Below are 14,529 nucleotides of genomic sequence, written 5' to 3'. Positions count from 1 at the left end.
CATGAACCGCCCTGTCCTCCTCGTGATCGCCCACGGCAGCCGCGACCCGCGGCACGCGGCGACCGTCCAGGCGCTGGTGCGCCGGGCCGGTGCGCTGCGGCCGGGGCTGCGCGTGGAGACGGCGTTCCTGGACTTCAACCTGCCGTCGGTGCCGGGAGTGCTCGACCGGCTCGCGGCGGACGGGGTACGGGAGGTCGTGGCCCTGCCGCTCCTCCTCACCCGGGCCTTCCACGCGAAGGCCGACATCCCCGCCGTACTGCGCCAGGCTCCCCCGTCCCTGCGCATCCGCCAGGCGGAGGTCCTCGGCCCCTCGCCGCTGCTGATCGCGGCGGTGGAGCGGCGGTTGTACGAAGCGGGCCTCACGCCCGCCGACAAGCCCACGACCGGGGTCGTCCTGGCCTCGGCGGGCTCCACAGACCCGGAGGCGATCGCGGTGATCGCAGAAACGGCGCGGGAGCTGCGGCGCACCGGTTGGTGCTCCGTGCGACCCGCGTTCGCCTCCGCATCCCTCCCCCGCACGGAGGACGCGGTCCGCACCCTGCGCACGGACCCGGGCGTCCACCGGGTGGCCGTCGCCCCGTACGTCATCGCCCCGGGCCGCCTCCCGGACCGCATCGCGACGGGCGCGGCCGGGGCCGATGTCCTCGCGGACGTCCTGGGCCCCTCGCCGGAGCTGGCCGCGCTGCTCGTGGAGCGGTACGAGTCGGCCGTACGCGCCCCCGAGCGCGCGGCGGTCGCGGGTTAGTTCCCGGGCTCGCGGCCGCTCAGGGCGAGGGCGCGGGTGAAGGGGTCCGAGGTCTCGGACACCGCGCCGGGCTCGGCGAAACCCTCGTACCGGCGGTACATGTCGGCGTACCGCTCGACGACGCCGAGCAGGTAGGCGCCCGTCTCCTCGGGCACGCCGTACTCCTCCCCCGTGGAGCGGGCCAGGTCCCAGCCGTGCAGGGCGAGTTCCAGGGCCAGCATGGCGGCGATCTCGGTGGCCGGCATGGCGCTGCCGACCATGTCGACCTCCCCCTCCCAGGCCTCCGGCTTCTCCCAGGCGGCCAGGGCCCGGTCGAGCTGGGCCGCGTACGCCTCGGCCCAGTCGTCCTCGGCGGTGAAGTCCCGCTTGGTGGTCTCCTCGGGGAGTTCGGTGCGCAGGGCGCGGTGTTCGAGGCCGTGGGCGGAGTAGAGGACCAGGTGGTTGGCGAGTTCGCGGACCGTCCAGTCGGCGCAGACCGAGGGGGTGCCGAGCTGTTCGGCGGTGACGGCACGGGCGACACGGCTCGCCTCGGCGGCGCAGACGGTGAGGTGCGTGTGGATCTCGTTCATGCCGTCGACGGTACGGAACGTCCCGGCACCCGGTCTTGAACTTTCGCGACAGGGGCCCGGCTAGGGCCTGTCCGACCCTGATCCGCCGGACAGGCCCTAGCTGAAGTCGAGGCCGCCCGTGCGGGTGCGCTTGAGTTCGAAGAGGTCCGGGTGCGAGGCGAGGACGCGGAAGCTGTCGAAGAGTTCGGCGGCCTTCTCGCCGCGCGGGATCGCCCGCAGGACCGGGCCGAACCAGACGGTGCCGTCGACGTGGATCGTGGGGGTGCCGACGTACCCCTCGGCCTCGGGGTCCTTGCCGGCGTCGTGGCTGCGGCGGACGGCCTCGTCGTAGGCCGGGTCGTGGGCGGCGGCGGCCAGTTCCGGCGGGAGGCCGAGCTCGTTGAGGGACTCCGCGACGACCGCGTCGAAGTCCTTCTGCTTCTTCTCGTGGATGCGGGTGCCGTACGCGGTGTAGAGCGGGCGCAGGATCTCCTCGCCGTGCTGTTCGGCGGCGGCCGCCGCCACCCGGACCGGGCCGATGGAGGCGTCGACGAGCTCGCGGTACCAGTCGGGCAGTTCGTTGCCCTCGTTGTGGAAGTACAGGCTCATGACCTTGAAGCGGAGGTCGATGTCCCGGTGGGCCTCGACCTCGAGCATCCAGCGGGAGGTGATCCAGGCGAAGGGGCAGGCGGGGTCGAAGTAGAAGTCGACGGTGGGGCGGGGCGTGGTCTCGTTGCTCGTCATGTCGTTGAATCTAGTCGGGAGTTGGCCCGTGATCACGGGCCATTCCCCGCCCTCTCGACTGGGCCACTTCGGGGTCAGTTCCCCTGCGTCATCTCGACGAGCTTGACCACCGTGTTCCAGTTCCGGCCGGTGGCGACCAGGCCCTTCACGACGGACGGGCGGGAGACCGCTTCGCCGAGCTTGGAATTCCCGAGGCCTTCGGGGGTGTAGAGGTAGAGCACGCGGTCGCCGAGGGCGAAGTCCTCGGGGAGGAAGGTCTCGCGGTCGATCGAGGCGAAGCGCTCGGGGTCGGCGGCCTCCGAGTAGTAGATGGCGTGGAGCTGCTTGCCCTCCAGTTCGGCGGCCGGGAAGGGGCAGGCGTCGGCGACGGCGGCGAGGTAGTCGCCGTCGCGGACGAGGCAGTCGACGCGGAAGCCGAAACGCTCCTCGATCGCGTCTTCGAGCGCGGCCCTGAGCTCGTCCTCGCCGGCGCCGGAGTCGGTGGTGAAGACGGCGTTCCCGCTCTGGAGGTAGGTGCGGACGTCCGTGTGCCCGAGTCCTTCGAGGAGGGTCCGGAGTTCCGCCATGGGGACCTTGCGGCGCCCGCTCACGTTGATGCCCCTGAGCAGGGCCGCGTACGTCTTCGTCATGGGCTCAATCTATGCGGCCACCGCGCCGCGTGGGGGGCGGCACGGTGGCTGGTCCGAACCCTGGCCGATCGACGGGATCCCGGAGAAGACCCTTCACCCATCTGTGACTTATTCAAGAATGTTTCGTAATGACGAATCCGTCATCTGCGCTGATAGCGGGCGAGGACCCGGTTGCCGTCCTCGACCAGGCGCCGGCACAGCTCCGTGCCGTCGATGGCGCCGCTGTAGTACTCCTGGAACGCCGGGGTCGCCACCTTGTCCTTCCACTCCGGGTAGCCGCGCACCGACTGCGCGGGCGCCGGACGCAGGTGTTCGGCCACCGCCGCCCCGGTCGCCCAGCCGTCCCGCGCGGTGTGCAGGGAGGGGTCGGCGAGCGCGGCGGTGCCGGTGGGCAGCATCCAGTCGCCGCGCGCGAGCCGCACCATGTTCGCCGGGCGGAGGAAGAAGTCGAGGAACTCGGCCGCCTCCTTCTTGTGAGGGCTGTCCTCGGCGATCGACAGGGTCTGCGGGGAGACGCCCTGGGCCGTTCCCCCGCTGCCGACGGGCGCGGGCAGCACCGTCCACTCGAAGCCCTCGGGCGCCTGCTGGACGATCTGCTGCCGGTAGGCGAAGCCCAGCGGGACCATGGCGTACTTGCCGGCGAAGAAGCCGGGGAGGGTGTCGGAGCCGCCGCTGCCGAGCGTGGTGCGCGGGGCGGTCCGGTCGGTGGCGACCTGGTCGTGGACGGTGCCGGGGACGATGCCGTCGGCCTCGGTGAAGTCGACGGTCACCCGGCCGTCCGGGCCCCGGTAGAAGAGCCGGCCGCCGGCCGAGACGCCGAGGTTGAGGCTGACGGAGACGGGTTCCTTGAGGGGCCAGGCGACCGCGTACCGGCCGGGCCCCATGGTCCGGGTGAGGTCCTGGGCGATCTGCCGGAACTCGGTCCAGGTCCAGGGTTTCGCCGGGGTGGGGACGCGGACGCCGGAGGATTCCAGGATCCTGCGGTTGGCGATGAGGACGCGGGGCTCCTGGAGGAACGGCACGCCGTAGACGCCCTCGCCGAAGGTGGTCGTCTCCCAGCTGCGGGCGGGGATGTCGGCGCGCAGCCGTTCGGGCAGCAGCGGGCGGAGGTCGGCGAGGTGGCCGCCGTAGGCGAAGTCGGCCAGGTCGTCGGAGGCGTCGTGGATGATGTCGGGCGCCTCGCCGCCTTCGAAGGAGGTGAGGAGCTGGTCGTGGACGGAGTCCCAGCTGCCCTGGACGTACTCGACCTGGACGCCGGGGTGGGCGGCGTTCCACTCCTTCACGAGCTGCCGGTTGGCGTCGACGGACTCCTTCTGCCAGGCGAGGGACTGGAAGCGGAGCCGTACGACACCGTCGTCGGGGCCGTCGTCGGACGCGGTGCAACCGGTCAGGAGCAGGGTGAGAAGGGCGATCAGGGCGAGGAGCCGTCTCATGACTTCACCGCCCCGGCGAGCGTCCCGCCCGTGATCCGTCTCTGGAGGACACCGAAGACGACGAGGGACGGCAGGGTCGCGAGGAAGGCCGCGGCGGCCAGCGGGCCGAGGTCGGCGACGCCCTCGGCGCCGAGGAAGTGGGTGAGGACGACCGGCAGGGTCTGCTTCTCGGGGGTCTTGAGCAGGACGAGCGCGAAGAAGAACTCGTTCCAGGCGGTGACGAAGGCGAAGAGCGCGGTGGCGACGATGCCGGGGGCGAGCAGCGGGGCGGTGACCGAGACGAGGGTACGGATCCGGCCGGCGCCGTCGACGGCCGCGGCCTCCTCCAACTCGGCCGGGACGGCCCTGACGTACCCCATGAGCATCCAGAGGGCGAAGGGCAGCGACCACACCACGTAGACCAGGACGAGGCCGGCGACGCTGTTGATCAGGTGCAGGTTCTTGAGGACGAGGAAGAGCGGGATGATCACGAGGACGAAGGGGAAGGCCTGGCTGATCACCACCCAGCCGGTGGCGGCCGTGGTGAGCCGGCCCCGGTGGCGGGCCGTCACATAGGCGAGCGGGGTCGCGACGGCCACCGCGATCACGGCGGCGGAGACGGCTGCGAGCAGGCTGTTCGCGGCGGCCCTGAGCAGGGGCTGTTCGTCGAAGGCCTGCCGGAAGTTGTCGAGGGTGGGGTCCTTCGGGATCCAGGTGGGGTGGAGCGAGGCCAGTTCGGGTGCGGGCTTGAAGGCGGTGGAGACCAGCCAGAGCAAGGGGAAGGCGAGGAAGACCAGGTACGCGAGGAGGGCCAGGTACTGCCCTGCCCGTGCGGGCCCGCTCGTCCGGAGGGCGCTCACCGGTCCTGGTCCCCTTTCAGGCGGCGTACGAGGGAGAGGGCGATGAGCACCGAGACGACGGCGACCATCACGCAGCCCATTGCGGCGGCGTAGCCGAACTGCCCGTACCGGAAGGCCTCTTCGTAGGCGAAGAGCATGGGGAGCCGGGTGCGGCCGCCCGGTCCGCCGTTGGTCAGGACGTAGACCAGGGCGAAGGAGTTGAAGTTCCAGATGAGGTTGAGGGCGGTGATGGCGAGGGCCACCGGCCGGAGCGCGGGCCAGGTGACGGCGCGGAAGCGGCGCCAGGCGCCGGCGCCGTCGAGGGCGGCGGCCTCGTGGAGTTCGCGCGGGGTGTTCTGGAGTCCGGCGAGCAGGGCGACGGTGGTCTGCGGCATGCCGGCCCAGACGCCGACGACGATGACGGCGGGGAGGGCGGTGGCGAGCCCGGAGAGCCAGTCGTGGCCCTCGCCGAGGCCGAGGTTCCGGAGGGTCTCGTTGAGGATGCCGGCGTCGGGGTTGTAGACGAGCCGCCACATGATGCCCACGACGACCTCGGGCATCGCCCAGGGGACGATGGCGAGGGCCCTGGCCAGCCAGCGGAAGCGGAGGTTCTGGTCGAGCAGGAGGGCGAGGCCGAGGGCGAGCAGGAACTGGGGGATCGTCACCCCGACGGCCCAGACCGCGCCGATGCGGAACGACTCCCAGAAGAGGGTGTCGTGCAGCAGGTCCTGGAAGTTGAGGGTGCCGACCCAGCGGGTGGCCTGGGTGCGGCCGGACTGGGCGTCGGTGAAGGCGAGCGCGATGCCGTAGAGGAGCGGGCCGACGCTGAGGACGAGGATCGGCAGGAGCGCCGGGAGCACCAGGAACCAGGCGCCGAGGTCGGGGCCGCGCGGCCGGGCCCCGGGGGCGGCGCGCGGGGTGCGCGCGCGGCCGGGCCGCTCGGCCGTGGTCACCGAGCTCATCGAGGGACCTCCGGCCGCTTCGTCGCGGCCACCACGCTCATCGAGGGACCCCCGGTCGCCTCGTCGCGGCCACCGAGCTCACGATCCGACCCCCGTCCACACCGCTGCTGCCGCCGTCCGGAATCCCGCCATGGTGCTGACGGACCGTCGGCCCGTCAAGGCGACGGGCGCGGTGAGCTGCGGGGATGGGAGACTTTGGCGCAAACACAGCGGGCAAGGGAGAGGTCGATGGACGAGGCGCGGGCACGGGAGATCCTGGGCGGGGCAGGGCTGCCGGTCGCGGGCGCGCGGCTGCTCACCCTGGGCGAGAACGCGGTCTTCACGGTGGGCGAGCTGGTGGTGAAGGTCGGCCGGGACGCGGAGCTGTTCGAGCGGGCCGAGCGGGAGCTCGCGCTGGCGTCCTGGCTGGAATCGGCCGGGGTCCCGGCGGTCCGGGCCGCCGAGGAGAAGCCGCGCCTGGTGGACGGGCTTCCGGTCACCGTCTGGCACCGGCTGCCCGACGCGGTCCGGCCGACCGAACCCCGCGATCTGGCCCCGCTGCTGCGGGCGGTGCACGCCCTGCCCGAGCCGACCGGGTTCACGCTCCCGCGCCGTGAGCTGCTCGGCGGGGTCGAGCGGTGGCTGCGGCTCGCGGGGGACGCGATCGACCCGGCGGACGCGGCGTTCCTGCGGGAGCGGCGCGATTCCTTCGCCCCGGCGGCGGCCGCGCTCACCCCGCACCTGACCCCGGGTCCGATCCACGGCGACGCCCTCCCCCGGAACGTCCACGTCGGCCCGGACGGCCCGGTCCTGGTGGACCTGGAGACCTTCTCCTCGGACCTGCGCGAGCACGACCTGGTGGTCCTCGCGCTCTCCCGGGACCGGTACGGCCTGGACCCGGCGGCGTACGAGGCCTTCACCGAGGCGTACGGCTGGGACGTCCGGGAGTGGGAGGGATGCGCGGTGCTGCGCGGGGCGCGGGAGACCGCGAGCTGCGCGTGGGTGGCGCAGCACGCCCCGACGAACCCGAAGGCGCTCGCCGAGTTCGAGCGGCGGGTGGCCTCGCTGCGGGACGGCGACCCCGAGGTGCGCTGGTACCCGTTCTGACATCATGGTTCCCGTCGAACCGGCGGGTAACGAACGGGGTGTTGAGATGCGTGTCGAACTGTCCGAGGTGACCCTCGACGTCGAGGTGAGCGGGGAGGGTCCGGCCGTGCTGCTGGTGCACGGCTTCCCCGACAGCCACCACCTGTGGCGGCACCAGGTCGCGGCGCTGAACGCGGCCGGTTTCCGGACGGTCGCTCCCACCCTGCGCGGATTCGGCGCCTCCGACCGTCCCGAGGGCGGCCCCGAGGCGTACCACCCGGGGAAGCACGTCGGCGATCTGGTCGAGCTCCTGGCGCGGCTCGACCTCGACCGGGTCCATCTGGTGGGCCACGACTGGGGTTCGGGCATCGCGCAGGGCCTGACGCAGTTCTTCCCGGACAAGGTGCGGAGCCTGAGCGTCCTGTCCGTGGGGCATCTGGCGTCGATCCGGTCGGCGGGCTGGGAGCAGAAGCAGCGCTCCTGGTACATGCTGCTGTTCCAGCTGGCCGGGGTGGCCGAGGACTGGCTGACGCGGGACGACTTCGCGAACCTGCGGGACATGCTGGGCGAGCACCCGGACGCGGAGGCCGTGATCGAGCAGCTGCGCGCGCCGGGCGCGCTGACGGCCGCCCTCGACATCTACCGCGCGGGCCTGCCGGCGGAGGTCCAGTTCGACCCCGAGGCGCCGGCGGTGCCGCTGCCGGAGTCGGTCCCGGTGATGGGCGTCTGGTCGACCGGAGACCGTTTCCTCACCGAGCGCTCGATGTCCGGGACGGGCGAGTACGTGTCGGGCTCCTGGCGCTACGAGCGGGTGGAGGACGCGGGCCACTGGCTGCAGCTCGACCAGCCGGAGAAGGTCAATGAGCTCCTGCTGTCCTTCCTCAAGGAGAACTCCTGAAGGGCCGGTTCCGGTCGATCGTCGCTGATCCCGGGTGACCGCTTCCGTCGGACGGTGGGCGAAAGGTGACCGTTTCCGTGGGCGGCGTCGGCAGGGGGCGAATTCAAACCCGCCTGGAGAGTGAGTCCGCCTCCGTGACGGGGAGCGGGGGCCGTGTCCGGTTTCCACGCCGACGTGCCTTCTGAGCTGGAACGATGCCGTCGTCTTCGCCCCGCGTGCCCTCAGGCAGGCGGGGCGAAGACGTCCCGGTACCCGGCGCCGGCCGGCTGGTCGGCCACAGTGAAGAGGACGGCTTCGTGAGCAACCCTCAGGACGACAACGAGATCAGCGCGGTAACCCCCGCCCAGGTGGCCCGGCTCGCCGAGCACGGCATCTACGCCTCCGCCACCGAGCTCGACCCGGACGCCGTCAATCTGGCCCTTGCGCTGGTCGCCACGCTGAAGGGCGAGGCGACCGGTGCTCTGCTGACCCCCGAGCTCCAGCAGCTGACGGAGCAGGTGCGGGCCAAGGCGTCCTTCGGCTTCCCGAGGATCGACTCGGACGGTGTGGAGCTGTCGGCCTTCACGATCAAGCTCCACGGCGACGAACCCCGCCCGGTGGTGATCGTGCCGGCGGGCTGGACGCCGTTCGGCTGGACCATCTTCGCGTACCTGTACCTGCAGCTGGCGCAGCGCGGCTACCACGTCCTCGCGTACACCCCGCGCGGCATCGGCCTGACGTACCCGCTGCTCGGCGGCGGCTACCGCGACGCCTTCTTCACGTCCGGCGGCACGATCGACGTCGCCGGACCGCTGGACTGGATGGACGGCTCCACGGTCATCGACCACGCGATGCAGTACTTCGCCCCGAACAAGATCGCCTTCCTCGGCGAGTCGTACGGTTCCGGCATCAGCCAGCTCGTCGCGGCGAAGGACCCGGCCGCCCGCGTCGAGGCGGTCGTCGCCTTCAGCACCTGGGGCAACCTCGCCACGAGCCTCTACGACAACGGCACCCGCCACCTGGCGGCCGTGGACGCCCTGGTGAACTTCACCGGCGGTCCCGAGGAGCGGAAGTTCGACCCCGCCACCCGGCAGCTCCTGGCGGACTTCAGGGCCGGACGGAACCTCGACACGGTGGTGGACTGGGGCACGGAGCGCGCGCCCGCCGAATACGCCGGCGACACCAACGCCCGGAACATCCCCACGTTCTTCTCCAACACCTGGCACGAGACGCTCTTCCCGGTCAACCAGGTCGTCGAGCACTTCGAGCGGCTGACCGTGCCCAAGCACCTGAACCTGTGGATCGGGGACCACGCCGCTCCCGAGGGCGCCGGGCTCTCCATCCCGTGGAGCGGGCCGAACCTGCCCGTCGAGGAGGCCTTCGCCTGGCTCGACCACCATGTGCTCGGCGCCTCGAACGGCGTGCCCGAGTGGCCCGCGGTCAACAACCAGGTCATGTTCACCTACCGGACCGCGACCGACCCGGAGACCGGCCAGAACGTCATCACCGAGCCCGCCGTCCGCGAGCCCAAGTCCTCCTGGTCGGAGGTCACCACCTCCACCGAGGAGTGGTATCTGACCTCCGTCGGCTCCGACAGCCGTGACGGCGGCCTCGCCGGGGCGGCGGAGACCGGCTGGAAGCGGGAGTTCACCGCGGGCGAGCTCACGGATGCCACCGCGGTCGACGCGATCATCGCCACCGGCCAGGCCGAGTGGAAGGGCAACCCGAAGACCTACGCCACGGACAAGTTCGACCGGCAGCACCTCGCCGTCTGGACCACGGCCCCTCTCGACGCCGCCACGAGCGGTGCGGCCCGTCGCATCCGGGGCGTCCCCGAGCTCACGCTCACCGTCCGCAGCACCGCCGAATCGACGACGCTCGTGGCCTACCTCTTCGACGTCGGCCCCGACGACACGGCCCGCATCATCACCCACGAGCCCCTCACCCTGGTCGACCTCACCCCCGGTGAGAACCGCACCACCACCTGGAAGCTCCAGGCCGCGGGCTACGACGTGGCCGCGGGCCACCGCCTCATGCTCGTGGTCAACAGCAAGGACAAGCTCTACTCCGACGCCCTCACGGACTCCGGCGCCGACAGCAGCACGACCACCGTCACGTCCGCCGACGGCGAGGCCGCCCGCCTGAAGCTGCCGCTCGGCTGATACGTCCGGGCGGGGTCAGACCGCCGCCGCGACCGCCTCGCGCAGGGGCCACGTGGAGTCGACGACCGCCTCCGCGTCGCCCTTGCGGCGCAGGAAGTCCTGGAAGTTCTCGGCCCAGGCGCGGTACCAGCCGATCTGGCGCTCGTGCAGCTCGGCCGGGTCGAGGGCGGCGACCTGGGGGTGCCGCTCGGCTATCGCGACGGCGACCCGGACGGCGGCGAGCGCGTCGGCGGCGGCCTCGTGGGCGGCTTCGAGGACCACGCCGTACTCCCCGCAGACCGCCCCCAGGGTCCGCTTGCCGCGCCGGTAGCGGTCGACGGCCCGGTCGATGGTGTACGGGTCGACGACCGGACCGATGGCGGTCCCGCCGAGCCGCTCCTCCAGGGACGGGAGCCCGTGGCGGCGCAGTTCGGCGGCGAGGAGCGTGAGGTCGAAGGAGGCGTTGTACGCGACGACCGGGATCCCGTCCTCCCAGTACGCGGCGAGGGTCCTCGCGATCTCGTCGGCGACCTCGCGGGCCGGCCGGCCCTCGGCGGCCGCGCGCTCGTTGCTGATGCCGTGGATCTCGGAGGCCTCCTCCGGGATGGGGACGCCCGGGTCGGCGAGCCAGTCCCGCCGCTGCCCGACCCGTCCCCCGCCGTCGACCTCGACGATCGAGGCCGTGACGATACGGGCCTCCAGCGGGTCGGTGCCGGTCGTCTCCAGGTCGAAGCCGACCAGCGTGTCGCCGTGCCAAGCCATCGGGTCCTCCTTACGTGATCTCCCCCGTGGTGTGACCACCCTCGCACGCACCACTGACAACGTCCCCCGCTGCCCCCCTGGGGCGGGTCAGGAGACGGGCCGGGAGTCGAGCCAGACCGATTCGAATTCTTCCCGGTACGTCTCGAAGAGTCCGTGATCCCCGTCACGGGACGACTGCCCGTGCCGGACGACGTTCCGCCCGCCGCCGCGCAGGACGAGGACGGGGGCCTCCATGCCCCGGGCCCGGCGCAAGTAGGACTGGACGACGCCGACCCCGTCCGGCCCGTCGCCGTCCACCAGGTAGGCGGTGAAGCGGGGGGTCTCGTCGAAGACGTGGATCTGGAAGGCGCCCGGGTCGCGGAGTTTCGAGCGGACCCGGCGCATGTGCAGGATGTTCATCTCGACCGAGCGGCTCAGCTCGCCCTTCTTCAGGCCGAGCTCGCGCTCGCGGCGCTTGACGGCGCTGCTCGCGGGGTTGAGGAAGAGGAGCCGGGTCCGGCAGCCGGACTCGGCGAGCCGGACCATGCGGCGGCCGGAGAAGTTCTGCACGAGCAGGTTCAGGCCTATGCCGGTGGCGTCGAGGCGGCGGGCCCCGCCGAAGAGGTCCTCGGCGGGCAGCTGCCGCTGGAGCCGGACCCGGTCGGGGTGGACGGAGACGACGTCCGCGTACCGGTCGCCGACGAGGTCCTCGACCGCGTCCACGGGCAGCCGGTCGGCGGACGGGACCCCGGCGCCGCCGCCGAGGATCTCCAGGATGCGGGCGGAGGCCCGCTCGGACTGGGCGAGGACGGTCAGCGAGAGCGCCCGGTTGCGGGAGACCACGTTGCGCGTGACCTCCAGCTCGTCGAGGGCGAGCTCGACCTCGCGCCGGTCGTCGAAGTAGGGCTCGAAGCACGGCCAGTGCTGCACCATCAGCTCGCGCAGCTGGGGCAGCGTGAGGAAGCTCAGGACGTTGTCGTCGGCCGGGTCGAGGAGGTAGCCCTTGCGCCGGGAGACCTCGCGGACGGCGACCGCCCGCTGGACCCACTCCTGGCCGGCCGGTCCGGCCGCGGCCACCACCCACTCCTCGCCGTGCACCGGTTCGTACACGGGTCGCAGGACGGCGGCGACCACGGCCCGCAGCCGCTGTTCGACGAGATTCAGCCAGATGTAGGCGCGACCGGCGCGCTGGGCCCGGGTGCGGACCTCGCTCCAGGCCTCGGCGCCCCAGTCGAGCTCCGCCCCGATCTCCACCGGCCGGCCGACCGTGACCGTGCCGGGCGGCACGACCGCGCCCGGCGGCAGGACCACACCCGGCGGTACGGCCGAACCCGGCGGCGCGGCCGCTCCGGGCGACGCCTCTGCCGGGTCGGCCGGGCCCCCCTCGTGACCCGCGTCACCTGGGGGCAGCTCCAGACCTCCCGAGCTCACCCGCGCACCGCCTTCTGCTCCCGGACACCCGTTCCGGCGGACAGGATGACCATGTGACAACGATCAAGGAAGGGTACTCCGCGAGCGGGAGGCGGTGCAGCAGGATCGTCAGGCTGCTTCCTCAACTCCCCAGATCGGGCTGCCCGTTCTGGGAGGCGAGATCGGTCGGAGTGAGCGGATTCATAGCGGTTACGTCCCTGGGCACGAGCTGGAAGCCCTGCCAGTGGACCGGCATCGGCTGCTGGTCCTCGTCCCGGGCGATGTGGTGGAACCCGATGTTGACCCACACGGACGGCTGAGTCAGGGTCTCGCCGTTGACCCACTTGTCCACGCTGTCACCGGCGCCGGCCGCGCAGTTGCCGATGTTGTTGCTCGCGAACTTCTCACAGGCACGGGCCTGGGTGAAGTAGACGCCGTGCTTGGTGAAGCCGCGGCCCGCGTGGGTTTCGGTGTGGCCGGGCACGATCTCGTACGAACGGGCGTGGCCGTCGGCGTTCTTGCCGGTGCCGCTGACCACCCGCCACCAGCGCATGTTCTTCGCGTCGCCGGCGAGTTCCTTGGTGACGGTCGTGCGCGTCGTCTTCACCTTGGGTCCGCCGCCGCCGGCCGGGGGCGCGGTGACGGTGGAGTCGAACTGCTCGATCCGGTCCTTGGTGGAGCCGTCCAGGCCGAAGTCGAGCTTCCAGAAGACGTTGTGGGCGTGGCTGGTGGCGTAGCCGCGGGCGCCCTTGCCGAGGGGCCAGCCGCGTCCGTCGGTGGCGTTGTAGTCGACGGGCGAGAGGCTGCCGGTGGCCCCGACGTTGGCGCCGATGGTGCCGTCGGCGGTGAAGCGCCACTCGGTGATGTACTCGTACCAGCCGACCTTGTTGACGGTGTAGACGAGCAGGTCCTTGGCCTGTGCCGCCCAGACCTTGGAGCCGTTGTCGCTGGCCATGCGGTAAGCGTGCCCGCGCGCCCGCGTGGTGGTGCACAGGCCCTTGACGTCGCCGACCTCGGCCACCTTGACGGTGGTGAGGGTGCCGCCGGGACACTCGGCCGGCTTGAGGTTCTGCAGGCCCCAGCCGAAGCCGGCGCCGGTGAGGTCGTCGTACTCGGCGCCGCCGTCGTCGTACGGCACGTGGATCTGGGCGAGGCGGGCGCTGTTGAGGACCTTGATGGGGGCGGCGGCGCCGGGCGGCTGGTAGGTGACCTTGTCGAGCGTGAGCCCGGCGTCGGTGTCGTAGCGCCAGCACATGCGCCAGGTGGTGCCGCCGTCGAGCTTCTGCGTGATGCGGTACGCGGCCGAGCAGTCGGGCGCGGGCGTGGTGGGCGACGCCGCGCGCGTCGCGGCCGTGGCGGCCGTGGCGCCGGTCGCGGGCCCGGCGGCGGCCGCGGCGGTGCCGAGCAGCACGGCGGCGGTCAGGACGGCGCCCCGCTTGCGGGTGCGCGGGTTCGTCCGGTGGGAATTGGACATGGGGACGTACTCCCTCGTACGTGTCGTGAAGGCTGTGGAGAGGCCGCGGCGGTGGTCAGCCGACGCGGGTGACGGTCCTCGCGGAGAGGTCGACGATCAGGTTCCGGGTGTCGATCCAGGCCCCGTTGAGGACCTTGGTGACGAGCCGGACGCACCGGTGCTCGCCGCAGCGGGCGAGCTGCGCGGGCACATGGGACTCGCGGTAGGTGCGGTAGACGTCGCCGTTGAACCACAGCTGTCCGGTGGAGGTGAGCTCCTTGCCGGTGGCGTCCTTGTAGTCCTCCTTGACGCCCTTGCCGAGCGGGCTCACGAGGATCAGCTCCAGGGCCTCCCGCAGCTCCTCGGGATGGGCGGAGGGCTGGACCCCGTGCTGGGCGCCGGACTTCTCGACCTTGCCGGTGTCGAGGTTGACGGTCTTCGTGATGAGCTCGTCCCGCCCGTAGTCGTAGAGGCGGACCTCGGCGCGGCGGGACGGGTCGCCCGGGACGGGGTCGGCGAGCCGGGTGCCGAGGCGCTGCGGGCCCCGGCCGCCGGTGACGTCCTGCTGGGCGGAGGCGGCGGGCGGGGTCAGCGCCAGCGACTCGGCCCGTGCGAGCTCGTCGTCGGTGAGCGGGTCGCTGCCGACGCCCTTCTTCCCCTCGGCCGCGGGCGGGACCACGGTGGCGGGCGGCGGCGCGGTGCCCGGTGCCTGCGCGCCCGTCTCCCCCTGCTGGGCGGCGCTGCCCGAGCCGCCCCCCGCCGTCGCGGCGGTCGCTCCGGCGGTTCCGCCGGCCCCCGCTGTTCCGACCGGTCCTGCGGCCCCGTTCGCTCCCGCCTGGGTCGGCAGGCTGATCGCGACGGCGACGGCGGTTCCCGTCACCGCCATGGCCGCTCCGGCCACCACCTTCCCCAGGTGGCGGCGCACTATTTCGTACACACTTCCCCCTCTTTCCCCCTCTTGGC

The 14,529-nt window shown here is 72.3% G+C and carries 14 protein-coding genes; 4 read left to right on the top strand and 10 right to left on the bottom strand.

Annotated elements, in window-relative coordinates; genetic code table 11:
- The first annotated feature begins 1 nt into the window (after position 1).
- Positions 2-745 carry a sirohydrochlorin chelatase gene (locus tag SVTN_RS29545; protein WP_041131833.1) on the top strand — a complete coding sequence of 248 codons (744 nt, stop codon included), beginning with the start codon at positions 2-4 and terminating at the stop codon, positions 743-745.
- Here SVTN_RS29545 and SVTN_RS29540 read toward each other — a convergent pair.
- From SVTN_RS29540 to SVTN_RS29515, 6 genes are all read right to left on the bottom strand, one after another.
- Entirely contained in the window at positions 742-1,314 is a 573-nt protein-coding gene (locus SVTN_RS29540) for a TIGR03086 family metal-binding protein (RefSeq protein WP_041131832.1), read from the bottom strand. The genes SVTN_RS29545 and SVTN_RS29540 overlap by 4 nt on opposite strands.
- Positions 1,315-1,410: 96 nt before the next feature.
- Positions 1,411-2,037, bottom strand: a complete 627-nt coding sequence (locus SVTN_RS29535; RefSeq protein ID WP_041131831.1) for a mycothiol-dependent nitroreductase Rv2466c family protein — start codon at positions 2,035-2,037, stop codon at positions 1,411-1,413.
- Between the two features lie 74 nt (positions 2,038-2,111).
- Entirely contained in the window at positions 2,112-2,666 is a 555-nt protein-coding gene (locus SVTN_RS29530) for a DUF1697 domain-containing protein (protein ID WP_041131830.1), read from the bottom strand.
- 140 nt (positions 2,667-2,806) lie between these two features.
- Positions 2,807-4,099, bottom strand: coding sequence for an ABC transporter substrate-binding protein (locus SVTN_RS29525; protein ID WP_041131829.1), 1,293 nt, complete (start codon positions 4,097-4,099; stop codon positions 2,807-2,809).
- A complete protein-coding gene (locus tag SVTN_RS29520) occupies positions 4,096-4,938 on the bottom strand; it encodes a carbohydrate ABC transporter permease (protein WP_041131828.1) in 843 nt (280 codons plus the stop codon). Before SVTN_RS29520 ends, SVTN_RS29525 begins: the two co-directional genes overlap by 4 nt.
- On the bottom strand, positions 4,935-5,879 hold the full coding sequence (locus SVTN_RS29515) for a carbohydrate ABC transporter permease (protein WP_041131827.1): 945 nt from the start codon (positions 5,877-5,879) through the stop codon (positions 4,935-4,937). The genes SVTN_RS29520 and SVTN_RS29515 overlap by 4 nt, the downstream gene beginning before the upstream one ends.
- 228 nt (positions 5,880-6,107) lie before the next feature.
- Here SVTN_RS29515 and SVTN_RS29510 point away from each other — a divergent pair, with 228 nt between their 5' ends.
- The 3 genes from SVTN_RS29510 (at position 6,108) to SVTN_RS29500 (ending at position 9,983) form a co-directional block, all read left to right on the top strand.
- Entirely contained in the window at positions 6,108-6,965 is an 858-nt protein-coding gene (locus tag SVTN_RS29510; RefSeq protein WP_041131826.1) for a phosphotransferase enzyme family protein, read from the top strand.
- A 46-nt stretch (positions 6,966-7,011) separates the two neighbouring features.
- On the top strand, positions 7,012-7,842 hold the full coding sequence (locus SVTN_RS29505) for an alpha/beta fold hydrolase (protein WP_041131825.1): 831 nt from the start codon (positions 7,012-7,014) through the stop codon (positions 7,840-7,842).
- A gap of 296 nt (positions 7,843-8,138) precedes the next feature.
- Entirely contained in the window at positions 8,139-9,983 is a 1,845-nt protein-coding gene (locus SVTN_RS29500) for a CocE/NonD family hydrolase C-terminal non-catalytic domain-containing protein (protein ID WP_041134359.1), read from the top strand.
- 15 nt (positions 9,984-9,998) lie between these two features.
- Here SVTN_RS29500 and SVTN_RS29495 read toward each other — a convergent pair whose 3' ends face one another.
- The 4 genes from SVTN_RS29495 to SVTN_RS29480 all read right to left on the bottom strand — a co-directional run bounded on the left by SVTN_RS29495 (position 9,999) and on the right by SVTN_RS29480 (position 14,503).
- On the bottom strand, positions 9,999-10,724 hold the full coding sequence (locus tag SVTN_RS29495; RefSeq protein WP_041131824.1) for a 3'-5' exonuclease: 726 nt from the start codon (positions 10,722-10,724) through the stop codon (positions 9,999-10,001).
- Positions 10,725-10,811: 87 nt separating this feature from the next.
- Positions 10,812-12,134 (bottom strand): SAV2148 family HEPN domain-containing protein, encoded by a 1,323-nt coding sequence (locus SVTN_RS29490; protein ID WP_041131823.1) that lies wholly within the window; start codon positions 12,132-12,134, stop codon positions 10,812-10,814.
- Positions 12,135-12,255: 121 nt separating this feature from the next.
- Positions 12,256-13,587 carry a copper amine oxidase gene (locus SVTN_RS29485; protein ID WP_041131822.1) on the bottom strand — a complete coding sequence of 444 codons (1,332 nt, stop codon included), beginning with the start codon at positions 13,585-13,587 and terminating at the stop codon, positions 12,256-12,258.
- A gap of 55 nt (positions 13,588-13,642) precedes the next feature.
- On the bottom strand, positions 13,643-14,503 hold the full coding sequence (locus SVTN_RS29480; protein ID WP_041131821.1) for a hypothetical protein: 861 nt from the start codon (positions 14,501-14,503) through the stop codon (positions 13,643-13,645).
- Positions 14,504-14,529 lie beyond the last annotated feature (26 nt).

Source organism: Streptomyces vietnamensis (assembly GCF_000830005.1).
Lineage (GTDB): Bacteria > Actinomycetota > Actinomycetes > Streptomycetales > Streptomycetaceae > Streptomyces > Streptomyces vietnamensis.
Note: the sequence above shows the minus strand (reverse complement) of the source record. Positions and strands in the feature narration are given on the sequence as shown.